The 20,252-nt window shown below is 73.1% G+C and carries 17 protein-coding genes and 1 riboswitch; of the genes, 7 read left to right on the top strand and 10 right to left on the bottom strand.

Translation table 11 applies throughout. The annotated features are described in order from the left end of the window. Positions 1–138: 138 nt before the first annotated feature. The 4 genes from ABT263_RS10030 to ABT263_RS10015 form a co-directional block, all read right to left on the bottom strand. Complete coding sequence (locus tag ABT263_RS10030) at positions 139–1,908, bottom strand: ABC transporter substrate-binding protein (protein WP_329489695.1); 1,770 nt, start codon at positions 1,906–1,908, stop codon at positions 139–141. A gap of 55 nt (positions 1,909–1,963) precedes the next feature. Continuing rightward, positions 1,964–2,953 carry an ABC transporter permease gene (locus tag ABT263_RS10025; RefSeq protein ID WP_352289530.1) on the bottom strand — a complete coding sequence of 330 codons (990 nt, stop codon included), beginning with the start codon at positions 2,951–2,953 and terminating at the stop codon, positions 1,964–1,966. Positions 2,954–3,691: 738 nt separating this feature from the next. After that, the gene (locus ABT263_RS10020; RefSeq protein WP_352289527.1) at positions 3,692–4,633 is read right to left on the bottom strand and encodes an enhanced serine sensitivity protein SseB C-terminal domain-containing protein; all 942 of its coding nucleotides are present in this window, start codon (positions 4,631–4,633) and stop codon (positions 3,692–3,694) included. 146 nt (positions 4,634–4,779) lie between these two features. Further along, the gene (locus ABT263_RS10015) at positions 4,780–5,574 is read right to left on the bottom strand and encodes an enhanced serine sensitivity protein SseB C-terminal domain-containing protein (RefSeq protein ID WP_352289524.1); all 795 of its coding nucleotides are present in this window, start codon (positions 5,572–5,574) and stop codon (positions 4,780–4,782) included. A gap of 251 nt (positions 5,575–5,825) precedes the next feature. After that, a riboswitch (glycine riboswitch) is annotated at positions 5,826–5,932 on the top strand. 229 nt (positions 5,933–6,161) lie between these two features. Between ABT263_RS10015 and gcvT the strand changes: the two genes are divergently transcribed. The 4 genes from gcvT (at position 6,162) to ABT263_RS09995 (ending at position 10,717) form a co-directional block, all read left to right on the top strand. After that, positions 6,162–7,283: a glycine cleavage system aminomethyltransferase GcvT gene (gene gcvT / locus ABT263_RS10010; RefSeq protein ID WP_329489691.1), complete on the top strand. Its 1,122-nt coding sequence runs from the start codon at positions 6,162–6,164 to the stop codon at positions 7,281–7,283. 134 nt (positions 7,284–7,417) lie between these two features. Then, positions 7,418–7,795, top strand: a complete 378-nt coding sequence (gcvH, locus tag ABT263_RS10005) for a glycine cleavage system protein GcvH (RefSeq protein ID WP_329489690.1) — start codon at positions 7,418–7,420, stop codon at positions 7,793–7,795. Positions 7,796–7,935: 140 nt separating this feature from the next. Continuing rightward, positions 7,936–9,204: a serine hydroxymethyltransferase gene (glyA, locus tag ABT263_RS10000; RefSeq protein WP_329489689.1), complete on the top strand. Its 1,269-nt coding sequence runs from the start codon at positions 7,936–7,938 to the stop codon at positions 9,202–9,204. Positions 9,205–9,349: 145 nt separating this feature from the next. Further along, positions 9,350–10,717 (top strand): L-serine ammonia-lyase, encoded by a 1,368-nt coding sequence (locus ABT263_RS09995; RefSeq protein WP_352289521.1) that lies wholly within the window; start codon positions 9,350–9,352, stop codon positions 10,715–10,717. A gap of 250 nt (positions 10,718–10,967) precedes the next feature. Here ABT263_RS09995 and ABT263_RS09990 read toward each other — a convergent pair whose 3' ends face one another. From ABT263_RS09990 to ABT263_RS09980, 3 genes are all read right to left on the bottom strand, one after another. After that, the gene (locus tag ABT263_RS09990) at positions 10,968–12,299 is read right to left on the bottom strand and encodes a cytochrome P450 family protein (RefSeq protein ID WP_352289518.1); all 1,332 of its coding nucleotides are present in this window, start codon (positions 12,297–12,299) and stop codon (positions 10,968–10,970) included. Between the two features lie 95 nt (positions 12,300–12,394). Further along, the gene (locus ABT263_RS09985; protein ID WP_329489686.1) at positions 12,395–12,565 is read right to left on the bottom strand and encodes a hypothetical protein; all 171 of its coding nucleotides are present in this window, start codon (positions 12,563–12,565) and stop codon (positions 12,395–12,397) included. Beyond that, positions 12,562–14,496 (bottom strand): alpha/beta hydrolase family protein, encoded by a 1,935-nt coding sequence (locus tag ABT263_RS09980; protein ID WP_352289516.1) that lies wholly within the window; start codon positions 14,494–14,496, stop codon positions 12,562–12,564. Before ABT263_RS09980 ends, ABT263_RS09985 begins: the two co-directional genes overlap by 4 nt. A gap of 231 nt (positions 14,497–14,727) precedes the next feature. Between ABT263_RS09980 and ABT263_RS09975 the strand changes: the two genes are divergently transcribed. Then, positions 14,728–16,005, top strand: a complete 1,278-nt coding sequence (locus ABT263_RS09975; protein ID WP_352289514.1) for an MFS transporter — start codon at positions 14,728–14,730, stop codon at positions 16,003–16,005. 208 nt (positions 16,006–16,213) lie between these two features. Here ABT263_RS09975 and ABT263_RS09970 read toward each other — a convergent pair whose 3' ends face one another. After that, positions 16,214–16,834: a MerR family transcriptional regulator gene (locus ABT263_RS09970; protein ID WP_352289512.1), complete on the bottom strand. Its 621-nt coding sequence runs from the start codon at positions 16,832–16,834 to the stop codon at positions 16,214–16,216. A gap of 85 nt (positions 16,835–16,919) precedes the next feature. On the opposite strand from ABT263_RS09970, the gene ABT263_RS09965 reads away from it, so the two are divergent. Beyond that, entirely contained in the window at positions 16,920–17,327 is a 408-nt protein-coding gene (locus ABT263_RS09965) for a DUF3291 domain-containing protein (protein WP_352289511.1), read from the top strand. A 33-nt stretch (positions 17,328–17,360) separates the two neighbouring features. Here ABT263_RS09965 and ABT263_RS09960 read toward each other — a convergent pair whose 3' ends face one another. Then, a complete protein-coding gene (locus ABT263_RS09960; RefSeq protein ID WP_352289509.1) occupies positions 17,361–18,092 on the bottom strand; it encodes a S1 family peptidase in 732 nt (243 codons plus the stop codon). Between the two features lie 318 nt (positions 18,093–18,410). Next, the gene (locus tag ABT263_RS09955) at positions 18,411–18,674 is read right to left on the bottom strand and encodes a hypothetical protein (RefSeq protein WP_352289506.1); all 264 of its coding nucleotides are present in this window, start codon (positions 18,672–18,674) and stop codon (positions 18,411–18,413) included. Positions 18,675–18,883: 209 nt separating this feature from the next. On the opposite strand from ABT263_RS09955, the gene ABT263_RS09950 reads away from it, so the two are divergent. Then, positions 18,884–20,218, top strand: coding sequence for a helix-turn-helix domain-containing protein (locus ABT263_RS09950; RefSeq protein ID WP_352289503.1), 1,335 nt, complete (start codon positions 18,884–18,886; stop codon positions 20,216–20,218). Positions 20,219–20,252: the final 34 nt, after the last annotated feature.

Below are 20,252 nucleotides of genomic sequence, written 5' to 3'. Positions count from 1 at the left end.
CCCCGGCCGCCCGCGCCCGGCGGTGGTTGTCCCAAAACCAAGTGGGTCGCCGCCGGCGGCCCGCCGCCGTCCGGGATCTTCCGGACGGCGGCGGGCGCCGCTGCCTTCACCTGCCTTCAGGGATACGGAGCCAGGCTCTTACTTGGTCGTACCGATGTTCAGGTAGTCGTACTCACCCGAGAAGGCCGAGGTGGAGACGACGTTGGTGGCGGTGTCCGAGCGGTACAGGAACACCTTGAAGTAGGTCAGCGGGACGTAGACCGCCTGCTCCATGACCTTCTTGTCGATCTCCGCGTAGATCTTCTCGCGGGCCGCCTTGTCGGTGTTGACGGCGGCGTCGTCGAGCAGCTTGTTGATCGCCGGGTCGTTCAGCGAGGCCAGGTTGCTGTTACCGGCCTCCTTGATGGCGCGGCCGTCGACGATCTGCTGCAGGAAGCCGTAGCCGGTCGGCCAGTCGGCGCCCCACTGCATCATCATCAGGCCGATGTTCTTCTCCTTGTTCTTCGCCGGCACGCCGACGTTGTCGGAGAGGTACTTGCCCTGCGGGTACTGCTGGATCTCGGCGTTGATGCCGACCTTCTTCAGCGCGGCCTGGATCGAGGTCGCGGCGGCGATCTCGGTGGCGCGCTCGGTCCGGGCGCTCAGGACGGTGTTGAAGCCGCCCTCCTTGCCGCAGGCCTTGAGGGCTTCCTTGGCCTTGGCCTCGTCGCCCTTGTTGTCCTTGGTCTCGTACAGGTTGATGTCCTGGTGACCGGGGATGTCCGCCGGCAGGACGGAGTTGGCGATCTGGCCGCGGATCGGGCCGCCGACCGCGGTCTGCACCGAGACCTTGTCGATCGCGTACTGCACGGCCTTGCGGCACTCGACGTTGTCGAACGGCGCGACCTGGCTGTCGATCGCGGTGTAGACCAGGCGGCCGCCGTAGGCGTTGTCCGTCTTGGCCTTCAGCTTCGGGTTCTGCAGGATCTGCGCCTGGGTCTGCGGGTCGACGCCGCCGCCGACGAGGTCCACCTGGGCGTTGCCGGCCAGCAGGTCCTTGTCGATGGTGGACTGCTCGATGTTCATCTTGAGCACGATCTTGTCCGCGAGCTGCTTGCGGATCGTGTCGGTGCTCGCGTCCCAGCTGGTGTTCGGCACCAGGGTGAGCTGCTTGCCGTCCTCGTAGGACTCGAACTTGTAGGAGCCCGAGGCCATCGGGTGCTTGACGTAGTCGGCGCCCTTGTCCTTGTCCTTGGGGACCGGGACGGTCTGCGGGGCCGAGACCAGGTAGTCGAAGTCCGCGAAGGCGTGCTTCAGGTGGAAGACGACGGTCAGGTCGTCCGGCGTCTCGATGGACTTGAGGTCGCCGGCCGCGTCCTTGTACGGGCCCGCGTACGGGGTCGGGTTGTCGACCAGGAGGTCCTTGAAGTACGTCGGACCGTTGGAGAACACGTCCGGCGCGAAGTTGGAGCGCTCCACCGCGTACTTCACGTCCTTGGACGTGATCGCGCTGCCGTCCTCGTACTTCAGGCCGGCGCGCAGCTTGTACGTCCAGGTCAGGCCGTCCGCGCTGGGCTGGCCCATGGACTCGGCGAGGTCCGGGACGAGCTTGTTGCCCTCGTCGCCGGGGCCCGGCGCGAAGGTGGTCAGCGGACGCCCGTACAGGCGCGAGAAGTTGTAGATGTAGGCGTAGTACGTGTTGCCGGGGTCGAGCGAGTCCGGCGTGCCCTTCATCTCGTAGGTGACCGTCCCGCCCTTCTTGTCCGAGGCGTTGACGATGCCCTTGGTGGCCGCGTCGGCGCCGCCGCCGGACGCGGCGGAGGACGACGAGTCGCCCCCGCTCTTGGATGAACCGGAGGTACACCCGGTGACGACCAGGACAGCGGCGGCGGCCACTGCGGTCAGTCCGACGGTACGGGACCTACGCATGGTGAGATCAACCCCTTGAGGAAGTGGTGGCGGATCGGAGGGTCCTGACGGAATGTCAGTTGCTCTTGGGATCGAGGGCGTCGCGCAGCCCGTCGCCGAGCAGGTTGAAGGCGAGCACCGTGAGGAAGATCGCCATACCGGGGACCACCATGTACTGGGGGTCCACCTGGTAGTACTTGATCGCGTCGTTGAGCATCCCGCCCCAGGAGGCCTGCGGGGCCTGGATGCCGACGCCGAGGAAGCTGAGGCCCGCCTCGAAGAGGATGTTGGTCGGGATCAGCAGGGTCGAGTAGACCAGGATCGGACCGACCAGGTTGGGCAGCAGCTCCTTGAACAGGATGAACGGCCCCCGGGCGCCCAGGCTGCGGGCCGCGTAGACGAACTCGCGCTCACGCAGTGAGAGGGTCTGGCCGCGCACGATCCGGCCCATGTAGGGCCAGTTGAAGAAGCCGATCACGAAGATCAGCACGCCGATGTGCAGCGGGAGGCCGTGCAGGCCGAACGCGCCGCCCTGGAGCGAGGCGGAGATCGCGATGGCGAAGAGCAGCAGCGGGAACGCCAGGAAGACGTCCATCACCCGGCTGATCAGGGCGTCCACCCAGCCGCCGTAGTAGCCGGCCATCACGCCGAGCACGGTGCCGAGGGTGTTGGAGAGCAGGGTCGCCCCGAAGGCGACGAGCAGCGAGACCCAGGAGCCCTCGATGACCCGGGAGAGCAGGTCACGGCCCTGCAGCGGGTCCACGCCGAGCGGGTGGTCGAGGCTCATGCCGCCCCAGTCGCCGAACGGCAGACCACCGAGGTTGGCGTCCAGGAGGTCCTGGTTGAGGGCGTCGGGGTCCAGGCCGAACATCGACTCGATCGGCTTGGCCAGCACGGCCAGCAGGACGAGCAGGATCACCACGACGGCGCCGGCGACGGCGGCCTTGTCCCGTTTGAAACGGGTCCAGGCGATCCGGCCGAGCGAGCGGCCCTCGATCTTCGTGGCCGGGCTCGCGGCGGCGGCTGCCTCCGGCGTGTTCCCGGCGGTCTTGATGGGTGCGGTCATGGTCAGTTCGGTCCCCTCGCCGACGGTGGCCGGCCCACGGGTGCCGGTCGCCGGTTCGGCGGTACGGCTGGTGCGGACGTGCGGAGGTTCAGGTGCGGGTGTTCAGCGGTGCGACGTGCTCGGGTACTGCGGCCGCGCGGGATGGGCGTCGCGAGGCTCAAGCGGTCCGCCAGCGCGTTCACCCTCGTGGGGCACCCAGTACGCGCGGTGCGTTGCGCAGAACTCTCTGCCATCCGAACTGGCTTGCGCCAGCCCTGACAACCGAGAGATGCCCAACTGTGATCTGTGGGCATGCACCTCTGGATCTTCGGCATATCCCTCTTCACACAGCTGTTACATGCATGTCAAGGGGCTGCACCGAACCAGCCGGAAATCCGACCGGAAATGCCAGGATCGACATGACGGATCGTCATGTCGGTCCTGGTGGAGGGCTTTGGGCGCATACACCCGGACTACCCGTTACCGCGCCGAGAACACCCGAACATCCGCGCTTGCGACAGGTGTCCGAAGTGCCCGTAGTTGGGACACGAACACCGGGTCTGCCCGGAGTTGCGGTCCGGGCGCCCGAATGCCCGGAGTTGCGGTCCGGGCGCCCGAATGCCCGGAGTTGCGGTCCGGGCGCCCGAATGCCCGGCGTGCGCTGCCGGCACCGCAATGCCCGGAGCCCCGGCACGGGCGGCGGAACGCCCGGCGTGCGGCGCGGGCACCGCGGCGCCCGCCGCGTCGACCGTGCGGGCGTCAGCGCCCCGGGTAGCCGGGCCAGGGCTGCTGCGGCGGCGGCTGCTGCCCCGGCCACACCGGGCCGGGCGCCTGGGTGCCGTAGCCGTACGCCGGGCCCGCCTGCGAGGCGTAGGGCGGCGGCGGCACCGGCGGGTACGGCGCGGCCTGCGAGCGGCCGTGGCCGCCCGCCTCGCGGTCGTAGAACGGCCGCGCGTTGGCCCGCATCCAGAGCGCCACCGGGTCGTACTCGTCCCCCATGGCGACGGTGGAGACCGCGAGCCCCTCCGGCGCGACCGCGATCGCGCGCTGCATCAGCGCCCGGACGGCCTCCACCGTGGGCGGTGAACTCTCGTACAGCTCAAGTCCGATGGCCAGGTACGGTTCGCCCACGGAGGGCTGCACCCAGGCCCGGCGCAACGCCTTGACCGCCCGCACCTCGACCGCCTGCCGCTCCAGCAGCGCGAAGAACTGCTGGGCCTGCACCTGCGGTTCGCTCAGCTTCAGCGGCCCGGCCGGCAGCCGGTCCAGGCCGGCCGCGATCCGGCGCAGGTCCGCCCAGGGCACCCCGACGCCGCCGCCGGGGGCGTGCGGGTTCAGCCAGAGGCCCCAGCGGGTGCGATAGAGCGAGGCGGCGATCTCACGCCCCGAGATCACTTCGTGCGCCCGCGCCCAGCCGGACGCCGCCAGCTGCTCGGGCGAGGTGACGGCCGGCGCGTAGCCGTGGCCGCTGATCTCCATGTTCCCGTACTGGGCGTCCGGACTGCCCGGCGTACCGTGCCAGAGCAGCATCCAGACCTGCCCCGCGGCGAGCGCGTGCAGCAGTGCCTCGTACGCCTCCCAGCGTTCCGGCGCGACCTCGCGCAGGGCGTGCTCCAGCGCTCTCGGATCCGCGCCGGGGCGCCCGGCGGGTGCCTGGCCCCAGGGCCCCGGTGCACCGCCCGCTACCGCTCCCGCACTCATGCGCCCACCTCGCTGCGCCTCTTCTTCTCTCACCTGCCGCCGGCCCGGCGGTCATCTGCAGGCACCCTATGGGGCGCCACCCGCCACCGCCACGCCGACGTGCCCGGCGGTGGCCTCCGGCCCGGTGCCGGGCGAGGAGGAACGCGTCACATCCGTGCGTAGAACGGCTGGACCCGGTTGAGCAGCCACTCGACCACGGGATCCTCCGCGAGGTCGAGCAGTACGAGGTGGACGCCGCCGGGCAGCGGCGCGGTTCCCAGCGCACGGCCCAGGGCCTCGTTCACCGCGGCAGGCTCGGCCGGGGCCGCCGGATCGAGCTGGACGCCGACGAACATCACCGTCGGCTCGCCCTCCACGCTGGCCAGCGCCCGCCTGGCGGTCAGGACGCCGGGCAGGCCCGAGAGCTCGTACCGGCAGGCGGCCAGGAAGGCCTCCGGGTCCTCGCCCGGCACCGGTTCGCGCAGTGCCACCCGGCCGCCGGTCGGCGCCTCCGGGGCGTCCCAGCGGTCCTCGCGCGGCCCGCGCCGCAGCTCGGCGACGCCCTGCGGCGGCACCGGGATGCCCACCGGCGCCTCCGGGTTCACCGCGATGCCCACGCCCAGCGGCAGCCCGCGGGCGAACTCCCAGACCGGCGCGATCGCGAAGGCCATCCCGGGCGCCTGCTGGAGGAGCACCTCCTGCGAGGAGAAGACCGGGACGTAGGGGTCGCCGGCCAGCTCGATGGTCGGCAGGTCCAGGGCCTGGCCCTGCGGGTCGCCGCCGGCCGGCAGCGGGATCCACACCTGGCTGCGGGCGAGCACCTCGAACACCCGGGGGGTCGCGCCGGGATCGCCGAGCGCGGCCGTGAGCACCTGCTCCAGCTCGTTCGCGGGCCATCCACCGCCGGGCGGCGCCGCCTTCGGGCCGCCCCACCCCTGCTGCTGCTCCACCGGGTACCCCATCCGCCGCTTTACCGTCCTCTGTCCGCCGACGCCGAGCAGCCTAGCGGGCCCGCGGCCGGGGCCGCGGGCCCGCCGGTGCCGGTCGGTACGGGGCCGGGGCGGTACCGGTGGGCTGGCGGTGGCGGGTGCGGGCCGGGCCCGCCGGGCGGGGCCGGGCCCGGGGCCCCTCTCCCGTCTTCCGCCGGGACGTGCCATGATGTCCGCGTCTGCGGGTGTTCCCCGCCGAGAACCTCAACTCCATACCGGCCGCTCGAACCCGCGCGGGAGAGTCCGGAGTACCCCCGAGAGGCGGTACAGCCGGCGCCGAAGGAGCAAGTCCTCCCCGGAATCTCTCAGGCCCCCCTACCGCACGGGTTAGGCACATCTGGAAAGCGGCGCACGGCCCTGTCGCGCGCCCACCCACGGTGCAAGCCGCCATGCTGTCCTGTTAGCTGTGAAGCGCTGCGGGCCCGCGTGCGGTGAAGCTCTCAGGTTCGACGACAGATGGGGAGACCCAGCCGCCGCATGCCCGCGCGCAGGCTCGGTCCCCGAGCGGGTCCGGTCCGGCGTGCGCACACCTGAGTGCCCAGACCGAGGAGTTCCAGGCCATGTCGTCCCTCCGCCTCACCGCGCTCGACGCGCTGCACCGCGCCCTCGGCGCGACCATGACCGACTTCGCCGGCTGGGACATGCCGCTGCGTTACGGCAGCGAGCGCGAGGAGCACCTCGCCGTCCGCACCAAGGCCGGTCTGTTCGACCTCTCCCACATGGGCGAGATCACCGTGACCGGCCCGCAGGCCGGCGCGATGCTGGACCACGCGCTGGTCGGCTTCGTCTCCGCGCTCGGCGAGCTGCGGGCCCGCTACACCATGATCTGCGCCGAGGACGGCGGCATCCTGGACGACCTGATCGTCTACCGCCTGCGCGAGGACGCCTTCCTGGTCGTCGCCAACGCCTCCAACGCCCAGCTGGTGCTGGACGAGCTGATCGCCCGCGCCAAGGGCTACGACGCCGTCGTCACCGACGACCGCGACACCTACTCGCTGATCGCCGTCCAGGGCCCGGAGTCCACCGCGATCCTGGCCGACACCACCGAGGCCGACCTGCCCGGCCTGAAGTACTACGCGATCCTCCCGGCCCAGGTGGCCGGCCGCGACGTGCTGCTCGCCCGCACCGGCTACACCGGCGAGGACGGCTTCGAGATCTTCTGCAACCCGGGCGACGCCGCGCACATCTGGACGGCGCTGACCGAGGCCGGCACCGGCCGCGGCCTCGTCCCCTGCGGCCTCTCCTGCCGCGACACGCTGCGCCTGGAGGCCGGCATGCCGCTCTACGGGCACGAGCTCTCCACCGACCTGACCCCCTTCGACGCCGGCCTCGGCCGGGTGGTCCGCTTCGACAAGACCACCAACGAGGGCGCGTTCGTCGGCCGCAAGGCCCTGGAGCAGGCCGCCGCCGCAGCCGAGGCCAACCCGCCGCGGGTGCTGGTCGGCCTGGTCTCCGAGGGCAAGCGCGTGCCGCGCGCCGAGTACACCGTGGTGACCGCCGACGGCGAGCCGATCGGCCGGATCACCTCGGGCGCGCCCTCCCCCACGCTGGGCAAGCCGATCGCGATCGCCTACGTGGACGCGGCGCACGCCGCCCCGGGCACCACCGTCGCGGTGGACGTGCGCGGCAAGCACGAGCCGGTGCAGGTCGTGGCGCTGCCGTTCTACAAGCGCGCCCGCTGACGCCCGTCGGGCGTGCCCGCCGAGGCCTCGCGAGCGCGCCCGCCCGGGCCTGACCACCCCGAAGATCCACGTCGAAGCCGTCCGTCCGGCGGCCCGCTTCGTCGTACCCGCTTCCCATCCTGGAGAATGACGCCATGAGCAACCCCCAGCACCTGCAGTACACCAAGGAGCACGAGTGGCTGACCGCCGTCGAGGACGGTGTCTCCACGGTCGGCATCACCGCCCACGCCGCCGACGCGCTCGGTGACATCGTCTACGTGCAGCTGCCCGAGGTCGGCGAGACCGTGACCGCCGGCGAGACCTGCGGCGAGCTGGAGTCCACCAAGTCGGTCAGCGACCTGTACTCGCCGGTCACCGGCGAGATCACCGAGGTCAACCAGGACGTCCTGGACGACAACTCCCTGGTCAACAGCGCCCCGTTCGAGGGCGGCTGGCTGTTCAAGGTGCGCGTCGAGTCGACCGACGAGCTGCTCAGCGCCGACGAGTACAACGCCCTGACCAACCCGGCCTGAGCCGGCCGTTCGGGGTGGCCGCAGTGCGGCGGCCGCCCCGGCCACCGGGCCTCCTCCGCCCTCCGGTCGCCCGCCGCCACCCTTCCGTGGGGCGTGCCAGGCGCGGCACCTCCTTCTCTCCTCCCTGGGAAGACCACACCATGACGGTTCTCAACCAGTCCCTGCACTCGCTCGACCCGGAGATCGCCGCCGCGGTCGACGCCGAGCTGCACCGCCAGCAGACCACCCTGGAAATGATCGCCTCCGAGAACTTCGCCCCGGTGGCGGTCATGGAGGCCCAGGGCTCGGTGCTGACCAACAAGTACGCCGAGGGCTACCCGGGCCGCCGCTACTACGGTGGCTGCGAGCACGTCGACGTGGTCGAGCAGATCGCGATCGACCGGATCAAGGCCCTGTTCGGCGCCGAGCACGCCAACGTCCAGCCGCACTCCGGCGCGCAGGCCAACGCCGCCGCGATGTTCGCGCTGATCCAGCCGGGCGACACCATCCTGGGTCTGAGCCTGGCCCACGGCGGTCACCTGACTCACGGCATGAAGATCAACTTCTCCGGCAAGCTCTACAACGTCGCCGCGTACCACGTGGACGACAAGACCGGCCAGGTCGACATGGCCGAGGTCGAGCGCCTCGCCAAGGAGCACCAGCCGAAGCTGATCATCGCCGGCTGGTCCGCCTACCCCCGTCAGCTGGACTTCGCCGCGTTCCGCCGGATCGCCGACGAGGTCGGCGCCCTGCTGATGGTCGACATGGCGCACTTCGCCGGTCTGGTCGCCGCGGGCCTGCACCCCAACCCGGTGCCGTACGCGGACGTGGTCACCACCACCACGCACAAGACCCTGGGCGGCCCGCGCGGCGGCGTCATCCTCTCCAAGGCCGAGTGGGCCAAGAAGATCAACTCCGCGGTCTTCCCCGGCCAGCAGGGCGGCCCGCTGGAGCACGTGATCGCCGGCAAGGCCGTCGCCTTCAAGGTCGCCGCCTCCGAGGAGTTCAAGGAGCGCCAGCAGCGCACCCTGGACGGTGCCCGGATCCTGGCCGAGCGCCTGCTGCAGGCCGACGTCGCCGAGGCCGGCGCCTCGGTGCTGTCCGGCGGCACCGACGTCCACCTGGTCCTGGTCGACCTGCGCAACAGCCAGCTCGACGGCCAGCAGGCCGAGGACCGGCTGCACGAGGTCGGCATCACGGTCAACCGCAACGCCATCCCGAACGACCCGCGCCCGCCGATGGTCACCTCCGGCCTGCGGATCGGCACCCCGGCCCTGGCCACCCGCGGCTTCCAGGCCGAGGACTTCCGCGAGGTCGCCGACATCATCGCCGAGGCGCTGAAGCCCGCCTTCGACGAGACCGTCGCCACCGCGCTGAAGGCCCGGGTCACCGCCCTCGCCGAGAAGTACCCGCTCTACCCGAACCTGTAGTTCGGACACGGGTGACCGGGCTCACCTCGCCTGGTCACCTGGGATTCCGGGGCACCGCGCACACTGGACAGTGCGCGCGGTGCCCCGTTCCGTGTCAGCACCCCGCCTGCAAGTCCTTCCACGAGACCAGACAAGGACGTCCTCCGTGGCCATCAGCGTCTTCGACCTCTTCTCCATCGGCATCGGCCCGTCGAGTTCCCACACCGTCGGCCCGATGCGCGCCGCCCGGATGTTCGCCCGCCGCCTGAAGTCCGAGGACCTGCTGACCGGGGTGGCGAGCGTCCGCGCCGAGCTCTTCGGCTCGCTGGGCGCCACCGGCCACGGCCACGGCACCCCGAAGGCCGTCCTGCTGGGCCTGGAGGGCAACTCCCCCCGCACGGTCGACGTCGACCAGGCCGACCGGGACGTCGAGCGGATCACCGCCGAGAAGCGGCTCGACCTGCTCGGCGCCCACCCGATCGACTTCGACCCCGGCACCCAGCTGATCCTGCACCGGCGCCGCTCGCTGCCGTACCACGCCAACGGGATGACCCTCTGGGCCTTCGACGCCGACGGCGGCCTGCTGCTGGAGAAGACCTACTACTCGGTCGGCGGCGGCTTCGTCGTCGACGAGGACGCGCTGGGCGCGGACCGCGTGAAGCCGGACGACACCGTGCTGAGGTACCCCTTCCGCACCGGCGACGAGCTGCTCCGCCTCAGCCGCGAGACCGGCCTGTCCATCTCCGGCCTGATGCTGGAGAACGAGAAGGCCTGGCGCAGCGAGGAGGAGATCCGGGCCGGGCTGCTGGAGATCTGGCGCGTCATGCAGGAGTGCGTGCGGGCCGGGATGTCCCGCGAGGGCATCCTCCCCGGCGGCCTCAAGGTGCGCCGCCGCGCCGCCTCGGGCGCCCGCGCCCTGCGCGCCGAGGGCATCGGCCCGGCCAACGCCATGGAGTGGGTGACCCTCTACGCGATGGCCGTCAACGAGGAGAACGCCTCCGGCCGCCGGGTCGTCACCGCGCCCACCAACGGCGCGGCCGGGATCATCCCCGCCGTGCTGCACTACTACCTGAACTTCATCCCGGGCGCGGACGAGGACGGCATCGTCCGCTTCCTGCTCGCGGCCGGTGCGATCGGCATGCTCTTCAAGGAGAACGCCTCGATCTCCGGCGCCGAGGTCGGCTGCCAGGGCGAGGTCGGCTCCGCCTGCTCGATGGCGGCCGGCGGCCTCGCCGAGGTCCTCGGCGGCTCCCCCGAGCAGGTCGAGAACGCCGCCGAGATCGGCATCGAGCACAACCTGGGCCTCACCTGCGACCCGGTCGGCGGCCTGGTCCAGATCCCCTGCATCGAGCGCAACGGCATGGCCTCGGTCAAGGCCGTCACCGCCGCCCGGATGGCCCTGCGCGGCGACGGCCGCCACCACGTCTCCCTCGACAAGGCGATCAAGACCATGAAGGAGACCGGCGCCGACATGAAGATCAAGTACAAGGAGACCTCGCGCGGCGGCCTCGCCGTCAACGTCATCGAGTGCTAGGCAAGCGTGCTGACCTGCATGATTTCTCCGTCAGAGCTGCCAGGCCCTTCTCCGCGCACACGGCCCGACGTGCCTGAAAGGCCCCTCGGACAGCTCTGAACCTCCCTGAGGACTCCCTGGCAGATCCCTGGTCCGCACCATGCCGACCAGGGATTTCCGGTCTCGCGGCGGACGGAGCCGGCGCCCGGCGTACCGCGGCCTCCCGCTTTCCCCGGTGGGCCTCCTTCCGCGCACCGGGTCGGGGCGGGGGTCAGCGGCGCAGGGTGAGGGGCAGCGCCTCCAAGCCGCGCAGCATCATCGTGTTGCGCCAGCGCAGGTCGCGCTCCTGGCAGGCCAGGGTCGTTCCGGGGAAGCGCGCGAGGAGCGCGGTGAGCGCGATCTCGGTCTCCAGCTTGCCGAGCAGGGCCCCTAGGCAGCGGTGGATGCCACCGCCGAAGGCGAGATGGCCGGCGTCCCGGCGGTCGAGGATGAGGCGGTCGGGGTCCTGGAAGCGCGCCGGGTCGCGGTTGGCCGCGCCGAGGGACAGCAGCACGAACTCGTCCTGCGGGATCTCCACCCCGCCGACGTCCACCGGCTCGGTGGTGAAGCGGGTGGTGGCCATGCAGATGGGGGAGTCGTAGCGCAGGAACTCCTCGACGGCCCCGGGCATCCGGGTGAGATCGGCGCGCAGCCAGGCGGCCTGGCCGGGATCGCGCAGCAGCGCGAGGCAGGAGGTGCCCAGCAGGTTCACGGTGGTCTCATGCCCGCCGATCAGCAGCAGGGCGACCATGCCCACGATCTCGTCGTCCGTCAGCTCCCCGCGCTCGCGGGCTTCCAGCAGCTCGGTGAGCAGATCGGCGGGACGGTCATTGCGGCGGATCCGCCGGTCGGCGATGGCCAGGACGTACGAGCCCATCTCCTGGACGGCTTGTTGGAACGCCGCGTGGTCGCCCTCCTGGGTGACGATGGCGGTCGACCATTTCCGGTAGAGGTCGCGGTCCTCGGGCGGGAAGCCGAGCAGTTCGCAGACGACGAGGATCGGCAGCGGGAAGGCGAAGTCCCGTACCAGGTCCACCGTGGCGGTGGTGGTGGTGCGGGTCGAGTGGCGCGCGGCTGCCGCGTCCAGCCCGTCGAGGAGTTCGAGGGTGACGCGCTCGACCATCGGCCGCATCGCCTCGACGCGCTTGCGGCTGAACGCCGCCTGGACCACGCGGCGGAGGCGGGTGTGGTCGGGCGGATCGCTGCTGAGCATATGGGTGATCTCGGTGCCCAGGTTGACGCCCTCGACCCGGCTGTCGGCCAGGGCCTGGGCGCGCCGCACATCCTGCGCGAAGCGGGGGTCGAAGAGCGCGGCGCGGACATCGTCGTAGCGCGGGATGATCCACAGTCGCAGGCCGCCGTCGCTGTGCAGCACGGAGACCGGGGCCGATTGCCGCATCCTGGCCAGGGTCGGGTACGGGTCGCTGAGGAACGTCGGCGGGTTCTGGCGCGGTGCTGTCGTCTCGGGCTTGTCCGGCTGGTGCTTGTCCGGCCGGTGCTTCTCCGGCCGGTGCTTCTCCGGCCGGGGACCGTTCGTCCGGGGCGCTGCCGTAGCTGTGGTCATGATGCTCTCCTGTCCTCACCGGCACGGCCGGCGCCGCGGCGGGGTGCCGGGCATGGCACCCCGCTACGGCGCTGCCCGGGCTCCTGCGGAGGCGACTACTTCTCCGCGTTCTTCTCCGTGCGGGTGGTGGTGCAGGTCCGCGCCTGGCCGTTCGGCCGGACCGGGACCGCCTTGTCCAGGGTGAGCTGGTGGTCCGGCGGAATGATGATCCCGCGCTCCCGCTCGGTGGCGCTGATGGGGTCGACGCGCAGTCCGTGACGCTTCATGGGGTTGACCTTTCTTCGGTGTGGTGGTGGACGGGGTGGTGCGAGCCGGTCCGCCCGATGGTGCGGCGGTCGGCGGTTCTGGGGGAGGCGCGCAGCGTGTCGTCGGCGTAGCGCACCATGGCGGCCCAGGCGGCGGCGTGTCCGGCTGGGTCACGGCCCACGTCGTGTCCGCCGCCGAGCCATCGGACGCGGTGCGGGACGTCGCGGCGCCGCAGCGCGGCGAGATAGCGCTCGATCTGTTCCGGAGGGCACTTCTCGTCGTCCGCCGAGGCGGCGAGGAAGAGCGGGCCGCGTACGCGGCCCGCATAGGTCATCGGGCAGGCCGCGCGATAGCGGTGCGGCACCTGCTCGGGGGTGCCGCCGAAGAGGCGGTCGTCGACCTCCCGCAGCGCCGGCGTCGTCGCCCGGTACGCCGCCGTGTAGTCGGCCACCGGGGCGACGGCCAGCCCGACGTCCCACAGCCGGGGCTGGACGCCCATCGCCAGCAGCGTCAGATAGCCGCCCCAGGAGTAGCCGCACAGGCCGGTACGGCCCGGCTCCGAGACTCCCGCGTCGATGAGGTGGCCGCGCACCGCGGCGAGGTCTTCGAGCTGGGCGAGGCCGACCCGGTGGCCGAAGTCGTCCCGCCAGCGGGGGCCGTAGCCCGTCGAGCCGCGGTAGTTGGTGCGCACCACGGCGAATCCGGCCCGGACCAGGGCCTCGGTCCGGGCGTCATAGGCGTCCCGGTCGTGGGTGTGGGGTCCGCCGTGGACGAGGAAGACCGTCGGCCAGGGGCGGCGGCCCGCCCTGCGGCCGGGCGGGGTGGCCACGAAGCTGTGGATCTGCCCGTACGGCCGGCGCGTCCAGAGCTCGCGGCGCCTGGATCCGGTCGTTCCGCCGGGCGCCGTGCCGCGTGACGCCGTCGTGGAGCGGCCGGCGTGGCCGGAGCGGTCGGGACGTTCCGGAGGTTCCGGGTGCTCCGCGCTCTCCGGGCTCTCCGGGTGGCAGATCAGTGGCCGGGGCGGTTCGCCGTCGCGGCTCCACAGGCAGTGGACCGTGCGGTCGGGTGCGCAGGAGAAGTCGATGATCGTGCCCTCGGGCGTGGGAAGCACCGTCGTCGTACCGCGGTCGAGGTCGGCGCGGAGCAGGCGGCTGCGTCCCGCCCGGTCCTGCTGGACCAGCGCCGTGCGGCCGGGCCCGTACCAGCAGGCGGTGATCTCCGTATCGAAGTCGAGGGCGGAGCCGGGACCGTGCGTACGGATCCCCTCGCCCTGACGCCAGAAGGCCAGGGTGTAGCGACCCGCGCGTTCGAGGACGAGCAGCAGTTCCGGCCGTGCGGTGGTGAGGTCCGGGCGGAAGCCCAGCGCCCACACCGCGCCGCCGTCGCCGTCCCCCGCTGGGCCGGGGATGGCGTCCACGAGAACGCCGGAGGCCGGTGACCACAGCCGGACCGCGGCCGGTCCGGCCGGGCACCCCGCGGTGGCCAGCAGTCCGCCGCCGGGGGCCAGGCCCACCACTGCCGCATAGCCGGGCTCCTCGGCCACCAGGCGGGCGCGCTCGCCCGGTCGGCCGAGGTAGTGCCGCGAGCGGTCCGCGACCCCGACGCCGACGGCGGCCAGGCCGCCGCGGGGGTCGAAGGCCAGGCCGTGCATCCGCCCGGCGGGTACGCCGTCGAGCGCCGGGCGCGGGTGCCCGCCCTCGAACGGCCCGCGCAGCCAGCGGCCTTGACCGCCGGGAGCGGCGTCGAACCACCACAGGCCGTGGCCGTCCGGCTCGATGGCGGCGGTCTCCACACCCAGCGGTGCGGTGGTCGCCTGCCGGCGCTGATCCGTCGTCAGGTCCCAGGCCACGATCTGCGGGAGACCGTCCACATACCGGGTCTCGACCGCTCGCCGTCCGTCGCGGGCGGCGAAGGTCGGGACGTGCACCGCCGTTCCGGTACCGCCGCTCATCGCCGTCCCTCCCTTCGTCGGTGTCCGCTTCCGCCGCCGGTGGCCTTGGCTGTGGTGGGCTCCGACGGCCATCACACTGCCGGTCGGGCGGGCTGCGTGGCAGGGAAGAAGGCGCAGCGGCACCGACAGCGAGTTGCTGCCGGTCCTTCCCTGGCACCGGACGGCGGGCGGGCGACAGGGTGCGGGGGCGACCAGATGGCCCGGACCCACCGAGGAGAGAGGGGCGACCCGATGACGATCGCGGCGACCCGGCCCGACGCAGCCCCCGTCCCACCCGGCGGAGCGCCGAACGGCACAGCGGGTGGCAGGCCGAGCCGTGCGCTGACGGCGGTCTACGTCGCGGGCGCGGTGACGGCGTTGGGCACCCAGATGACCATGCTCGCGCTGCCCTGGCTGGTGCTGGAGACCACCGGCTCGGCCACCCGGGCGGGCCTGGTCTTCGCGGCCCAGGTGCTGCCCATGGCGCTGCTCGGCTTCGCGGGCGGAGAGGTCATCCAGCGCCTGGGCGCCCGCCGGACCATGGTCGTCTCCGATCTCGCCCGCGCTCCGGTGGTGGCGCTGATCCCGCTGCTGCAGACCCTGGGCGCGCTCAATCTGGCCGTCATCGTGGCGATCGTCACGGCGCTCGGGGCGCTGGCCGTTCCGTACCACGCGGCCCAGCGGGTGCTGGCCCTGGAACTGCTGAGCCCGCACGCCCGCTCTCTGGCCCGCGCGAACAGCGCGCTGGCAGGTGTGCAGAACGGCTCGGCGTTCGCCGGACCGGCGCTCGCGGGCGCGCTGATCCCGCTGGTGGGGACCACATCGGTGGTGTGGCTGGACGCGGCCTCGTTCGCCTTCTCCGGGTTGCTGCTGCTGCGCCGCGTCCCGGCAGGGGGTGGCGGGGCCGGAGGGTCCGCAGCCGGGCCCCAAGGCCTGTGGGCGGGGGTGCGGCACCTGTGCGGCGACTGGTTCCTGAGCCGGGCGATGCTGTCCACCGTGGTGTTCGGGCTGATGCTGCGAACCCTGATGATCACCATGCCGGTGCTGGCGTTCGCCCGGTTCGAGGGGGACGCCAGGGTCGGCGGCCTGCTGGTCGCCGCTCATGGCGCCGGTGGCCTGGTCGGCTCGGTGGCCGCCTATGTGCTGGCGGCACGGGTGGCCCCCGTGCGACTCGCCTGTACGGCCCTGGTCTGCGTCGCGCTGCCCCTGTGGACGCTCCTGGTGCCCGTGCCGGCCGGCGTGCTCGTCGTCGCCGTCGGCCTGTCAGCGGCCGCCGCGCCCCTGGCGAACGCGCCGCTGATGGGACTGCTCTCCGCCCGGCTGCCGGACGGCTTCGGGCCCAAGGTGTTGCAGGCCGTGGTCACGATCAGCGCCCTGGCCGGGCCGCTGGGCTTCCTGGCCGCGGGCGCCGTGCTGGACCGGGCCGGTGTCGCGGCGACCCTGTGGGGCGTCGCCGCGCTCGCGACGTTCGGCAGCGGCAATCTGATCCTGGCCCTGCGCCGCCTCCGGGCCACCGGGGCCCCGGACTGACCTGGCCTTCCGAGAAGACCGCGGTGGACGAGGGTCACGCGGTGGCGGGGTTCACCGGAAGTCCTCCTCGCGGTACTCCGCGTCCGAGCCCGCCGCCTCGCGCAGCTCGATGCGGCGGATCCGGCGGCCGCTGGCGATGACCGGCGACAAGCTCGCCTCCGCCTGGGCTCGAACGCCCGCCCCCCTGCCTCGTCCGCGCCTGATCGGCTCAGGCGTTTCGGCGGGCGGACTCGTTCTCCTGGGCCAGCCGGCGCAGGGCGAGCAGGGCGGGCTCCAGCAGGACGGTCAGGAGCAGGGCGCGTTCGGCCTGTTCGAGGGGGTCGTCGCTGGTCCGGAGCTGGTCGAGGTCGAGGACGGCGGTGCGCGCGGCGAGTTCCGCGTAGGGGAGCAGGGTGTGCCGGTCGACGGGTTCGCCGAGCGAGCGGAGGGTTTCCAGGGTCTCCCCCAGCACTGCCCGGGCCGGCGCGTACGGCGAGACCTCCCAGCCCAGCTCCGCGATCAGCGCGTCGACCTCCGCCGCGCCCGGGGCGGTGGCCGGCCGGGCCGCGTCCTCGTCGGCCGGCCGGGCGCCGACCGCCAGGCCGAGCACCTGGTGCTGCTCGCCGCCGTGCGCGGCGATCGCGCCCAGCACCTCCTTGGTGGCGCTCACACTGAGCCCCCGCACCCCGATCAGCGCCCGGACCAGCCGCAGCCTGCGCAGATGGGCCTCGTCGTACTCGGCCTGGGTCGCGGAGGTGGAGCGGCCGGGCGGCAGCAGGCCCTCCCGCAGGTAGTACTTGATCGTCGCGATCGGGACCTCGCTACGACGGCTCAACTCCGAGATGCGCACGGTGCTCCGCTTTCCCCTAGCTATTGGATACCTCTACTGTCTAACATAGATAGTGCCACTACCCAATAACGGAGGCGCGTCAGCCATGCCCACGATTCCCTGGATCACCCCGCACCCGGCCACTCCCGGCACGCAGGCCGTCGTGATGGCCTCCCGGTTCGAGGTCCGCTCGCTCGCCGACGTCCCGCGCTTCCTCCTGAAGTCCTACGCCGTCTGGCGCCAGATCCAGTCCGCGCCCGGCGCCCTCGGCGCCTCGCTGATCGCCCGGCCGACCAAACGGACCTTCTACACGCTGTCGGCCTGGGAGAGCCAGCAGGCGCTCCAGGACTTCGCCCGCGCCGAGCCGCACCGCTCGATCATGACCGGCCTGCGCCCGACCATGCGGGAGTCCGTGTTCACCTACTGGCAGGCCCCGGTCGAGCAGCTCCCCGTCGGCTGGCCCGAGGCCCACCGCCGGCTGACCGAGCAGCAGGCCACCCGACCGGCCGGCTGACCTGCGGGGCAGCCGAAGGGGGCGCGGCCGGAGCTAGCGGAGGATCTGCGCCGGTACGTCGGTGGCGCGGGTGAAGACCGAGACGGGGTACTGGGTGTCGCAGTACTTGTTGCCCGTCGAGACGATGCCGATCACCACGCCGTCGACCACGAGCGGCCCGCCGGAGTCGCCCTTGCAGATGCTGTCGGCCGTCCCGGGCCGGGGGCTGCCGCAGACCTTCAGCCGCGGGGAGTCGCCGGGGCCGGTGTAGGGCTCGCAGCCGGACAGCGGCGAGAGCGTGAGCGCGGCCTTCTTCAGGTGGGTGCCCGGGCCGCCGTCGCCCGTCCGGCCGAAGCCGTAGACGGTCGCCGTGCGGCCGTACCGGTACAGCGCCTCGTCCCGGTTCGTCGCGACCCGGACGGTCCGCGCGTTCAGCGGCCGGTCCAGGGTGAGGACGGCCGAGTCGTGGTCCAGGGCGGAGGTGTACCGGGGGTCGACCGCGGCGCTCCGCACCCGCCGCACCTGCCCGCCGTGGCCGGTCAGGTCGGTCCGGCCGGCGATCACCCGCAGCGTGGTCGGGTCGTCGGCCTCGGCCACGCAGTGGCCGGCGGTGAGCACCTTGGTGGGGGCGATCAGGGCACCCGTGCACCACTGCTCGCCGCCGGCCGTCTCCAGGGCCACGACGAACGGGTTGGCGGCGGTGGTGGTGTCGGTGCCCCCGTGGACGGCGGCGGCCGGGGTGGCGGCGACGGCCACCAGGGCGGCGGAGGCCAGCAGGACGGTCAACGGGCGTCGGTACGGCTTGCGCATCGGGCGGGCTCGCATCTCTCTCGGGCGGATCGCTCAGGGCGGAGGTCGTCGGGACGACGGTGGTCAGGCCGACGGGGCGAAGGGGCGAAGGGGCAGAGGGTCGAAAGGGGCACCGGTGCTCGCGGTTCCGGTACCCACGATCGGGTCCCACCGCGGATCCCGGGCCGGCGGACCGGGCACCGGCGGCGGGTGGGCGGGCAGAAGCCCTGACGGGGGCGGCCGGCACGGCGCCCGGACCCGAAAGTGGCGCAGGGAGCCACCACGTTGACGCCCCGGCCGACGGGCGGTTGCCCGTCAGTGCCGCACGGCCCCCGGCCCGGTGAGCCGGCAGCGGCGGGGCACCGGACGGACCGGGCCGCCGCAGTTGCCCCCGGTGCGCGCCACCCGACCGGAGCAGCGCCGGGCGCCACCGCCCGGCTCCGGCCGATCGGCCACCGGGCGGCCCCCGTCCGCACCGGCCCGGCGCGGGCCCGGCCGCCGGAGCAGCACCCGGAGGGCGCCCGCCCCGAGCAGGAGCAGCGCGCAGGTGATCAGGATTCGGTGGAGGTGGACGGACACGTGGCTGCTCTTCTCCGCTGAGGACTCGGTCGGTACGGGCGGGCCCCCTCGGCCGAAGGGCGGACCGCCGCTGCACCGCACAGTGACCCGGAAGGCGTCCCGGCCGCCAGACCCCCCGGGGAGTTCGGGACGCTGGAACGGCGACAGGTACCGTGATCTGCGGATTCGGTGCCACCTGGAACGCCGGACCGGAACGAGGGGGGCGCCGGATGAGCGTGGAGACCGACGAGTTCGCGTCGATGCTGAGGGAGCTGAAGGACCGTTCGGGCCGCAGCTACGGCACGCTCGCCACCCGGCTGCACGTCAGCACGTCCACGCTGCACCGCTACTGCAACGGCGCCGCCGTCCCCAACGAGTACGCGCCGGTGGAGCGGTTCGCCCGGGTCTGCGGGGCGGGCGCGGACGAGCTCGTCGAACTGCACCGCCGCTGGATCCTGGCGGACGCGGCCCGGCGCCGGGAGCCCGCCCGCGAACCGGTCCGGCCGGAGCCCGCCGAGCCGCAGCCGACCCCTGTGGTCGCCGTGGCCCCTGAAGCCCCCGCCGCCCCGGCCCCGGCCCCGCTTCCGGCGACCGCCCCGGAGGCGACGCTGCCCCCCGTCGACGCGCTGCACTCCGCGCGCAGCCCCCAGGGCGACCCCGTCGACGGCGAGCCCCGGCGCCGCAGGCTCCCGTACCCGCGGATCCTGCTGAGCGCGGCGGCCGTGGCCCTCGTCGCCGCCGCGATCCCGCTCCTCGTCCCGAGCGGGCACGGCGGCACCCCGGCGGCGGCTCCCCCGTCCGCGACCGCCGCCGGCGCCCCCTCCACCCCGGCGGCCCCGGCCCCGGTCGCCGGGCAGCCGTCCGCTCCGGCGTCCGACACGACCCCTGCCGCGACCCCCGCCGCGACCACCGCCGCGACGAGCGCGGCCACCCCGGCCCCGTTCCAGGTCACCGTCCTGACCGACAACTGGGGCAGCCCCTGCGGCCAGTGGTTCCTGAGCGCCAAGGCGCCGCGCTCGGTGCCCGCGCCCCCGAGCCCCAAGCGGACGGACAGCTGGGCGGCCGCCCAGGAGGCCGTCCCCGCCGGGCACCTGCGGCTGCAGGTGACGGCGCAGGGCGACTCCGCCGTCCCGGTCGTCCTGCACGCCCTCTACGTGCACGTGGTCAGCACCCGCCCGGCCCCGAAGTGGAACGCGTACATGATGGGCTCCGGCTGCGGCGGCAGCATCACCCCGGCGGCCTTCTCGGTCGACCTCGACGCGGCGGCTCCCCGGCCGGTGGCCGTCCCGGCCCAGGAGGGCGAGGTGAAGGCCAAGACCGTCTCGGACTTCCCCTACCGGATCTCGGCCACCGACCCCCAGGTGCTGAACGTCGAGGCCGGGACCGCCGGGCAGGACGTCAGCTGGTACCTGGAGCTGGAGTGGAGCAGCGGCAGCAGCCACGGCACCCAGACCGTCAAGGACGCCAACGACAAGCCCTTCCGCACCATGGGCCTGAAGGGCGCGCCGGGCTACTTCTACCAGGACGACCGCACGGGCTGGACCCCCACCTCGACCGAGGACTGACCCCGGGGCGCGCCCCCACGCCGGGAAGGCCGGC

The sequence above is a fragment of the Kitasatospora sp. NPDC001603 genome, assembly GCF_040298365.1.
In the GTDB taxonomy this organism is placed as follows: Bacteria; Actinomycetota; Actinomycetes; order Streptomycetales; family Streptomycetaceae; genus Kitasatospora.
Note: the sequence above shows the minus strand (reverse complement) of the source record. Positions and strands in the feature narration are given on the sequence as shown.

Coding starts and splice junctions, on each gene's coding strand:
- ABT263_RS09965 (WP_352289511.1), top strand. CDS start 16,920: ATGCCCACGATTCCCTGGATCACCCCGCACCCGGCCACTCCCGGCACG.
- gcvH (WP_329489690.1), top strand. CDS start 7,418: ATGAGCAACCCCCAGCACCTGCAGTACACCAAGGAGCACGAGTGGCTG.
- ABT263_RS09985 (WP_329489686.1), bottom strand. CDS start 12,565: ATGAAGCGTCACGGACTGCGCGTCGACCCCATCAGCGCCACCGAGCGG.
- glyA (WP_329489689.1), top strand. CDS start 7,936: ATGACGGTTCTCAACCAGTCCCTGCACTCGCTCGACCCGGAGATCGCC.
- ABT263_RS09990 (WP_352289518.1), bottom strand. CDS start 12,299: ATGACCACAGCTACGGCAGCGCCCCGGACGAACGGTCCCCGGCCGGAG.
- ABT263_RS10020 (WP_352289527.1), bottom strand. CDS start 4,633: ATGAGTGCGGGAGCGGTAGCGGGCGGTGCACCGGGGCCCTGGGGCCAG.
- ABT263_RS10025 (WP_352289530.1), bottom strand. CDS start 2,953: ATGACCGCACCCATCAAGACCGCCGGGAACACGCCGGAGGCAGCCGCC.
- ABT263_RS10015 (WP_352289524.1), bottom strand. CDS start 5,574: ATGGGGTACCCGGTGGAGCAGCAGCAGGGGTGGGGCGGCCCGAAGGCG.
- ABT263_RS10030 (WP_329489695.1), bottom strand. CDS start 1,908: ATGCGTAGGTCCCGTACCGTCGGACTGACCGCAGTGGCCGCCGCCGCT.
- ABT263_RS09950 (WP_352289503.1), top strand. CDS start 18,884: ATGAGCGTGGAGACCGACGAGTTCGCGTCGATGCTGAGGGAGCTGAAG.
- ABT263_RS09975 (WP_352289514.1), top strand. CDS start 14,728: ATGACGATCGCGGCGACCCGGCCCGACGCAGCCCCCGTCCCACCCGGC.
- gcvT (WP_329489691.1), top strand. CDS start 6,162: ATGTCGTCCCTCCGCCTCACCGCGCTCGACGCGCTGCACCGCGCCCTC.
- ABT263_RS09980 (WP_352289516.1), bottom strand. CDS start 14,496: ATGAGCGGCGGTACCGGAACGGCGGTGCACGTCCCGACCTTCGCCGCC.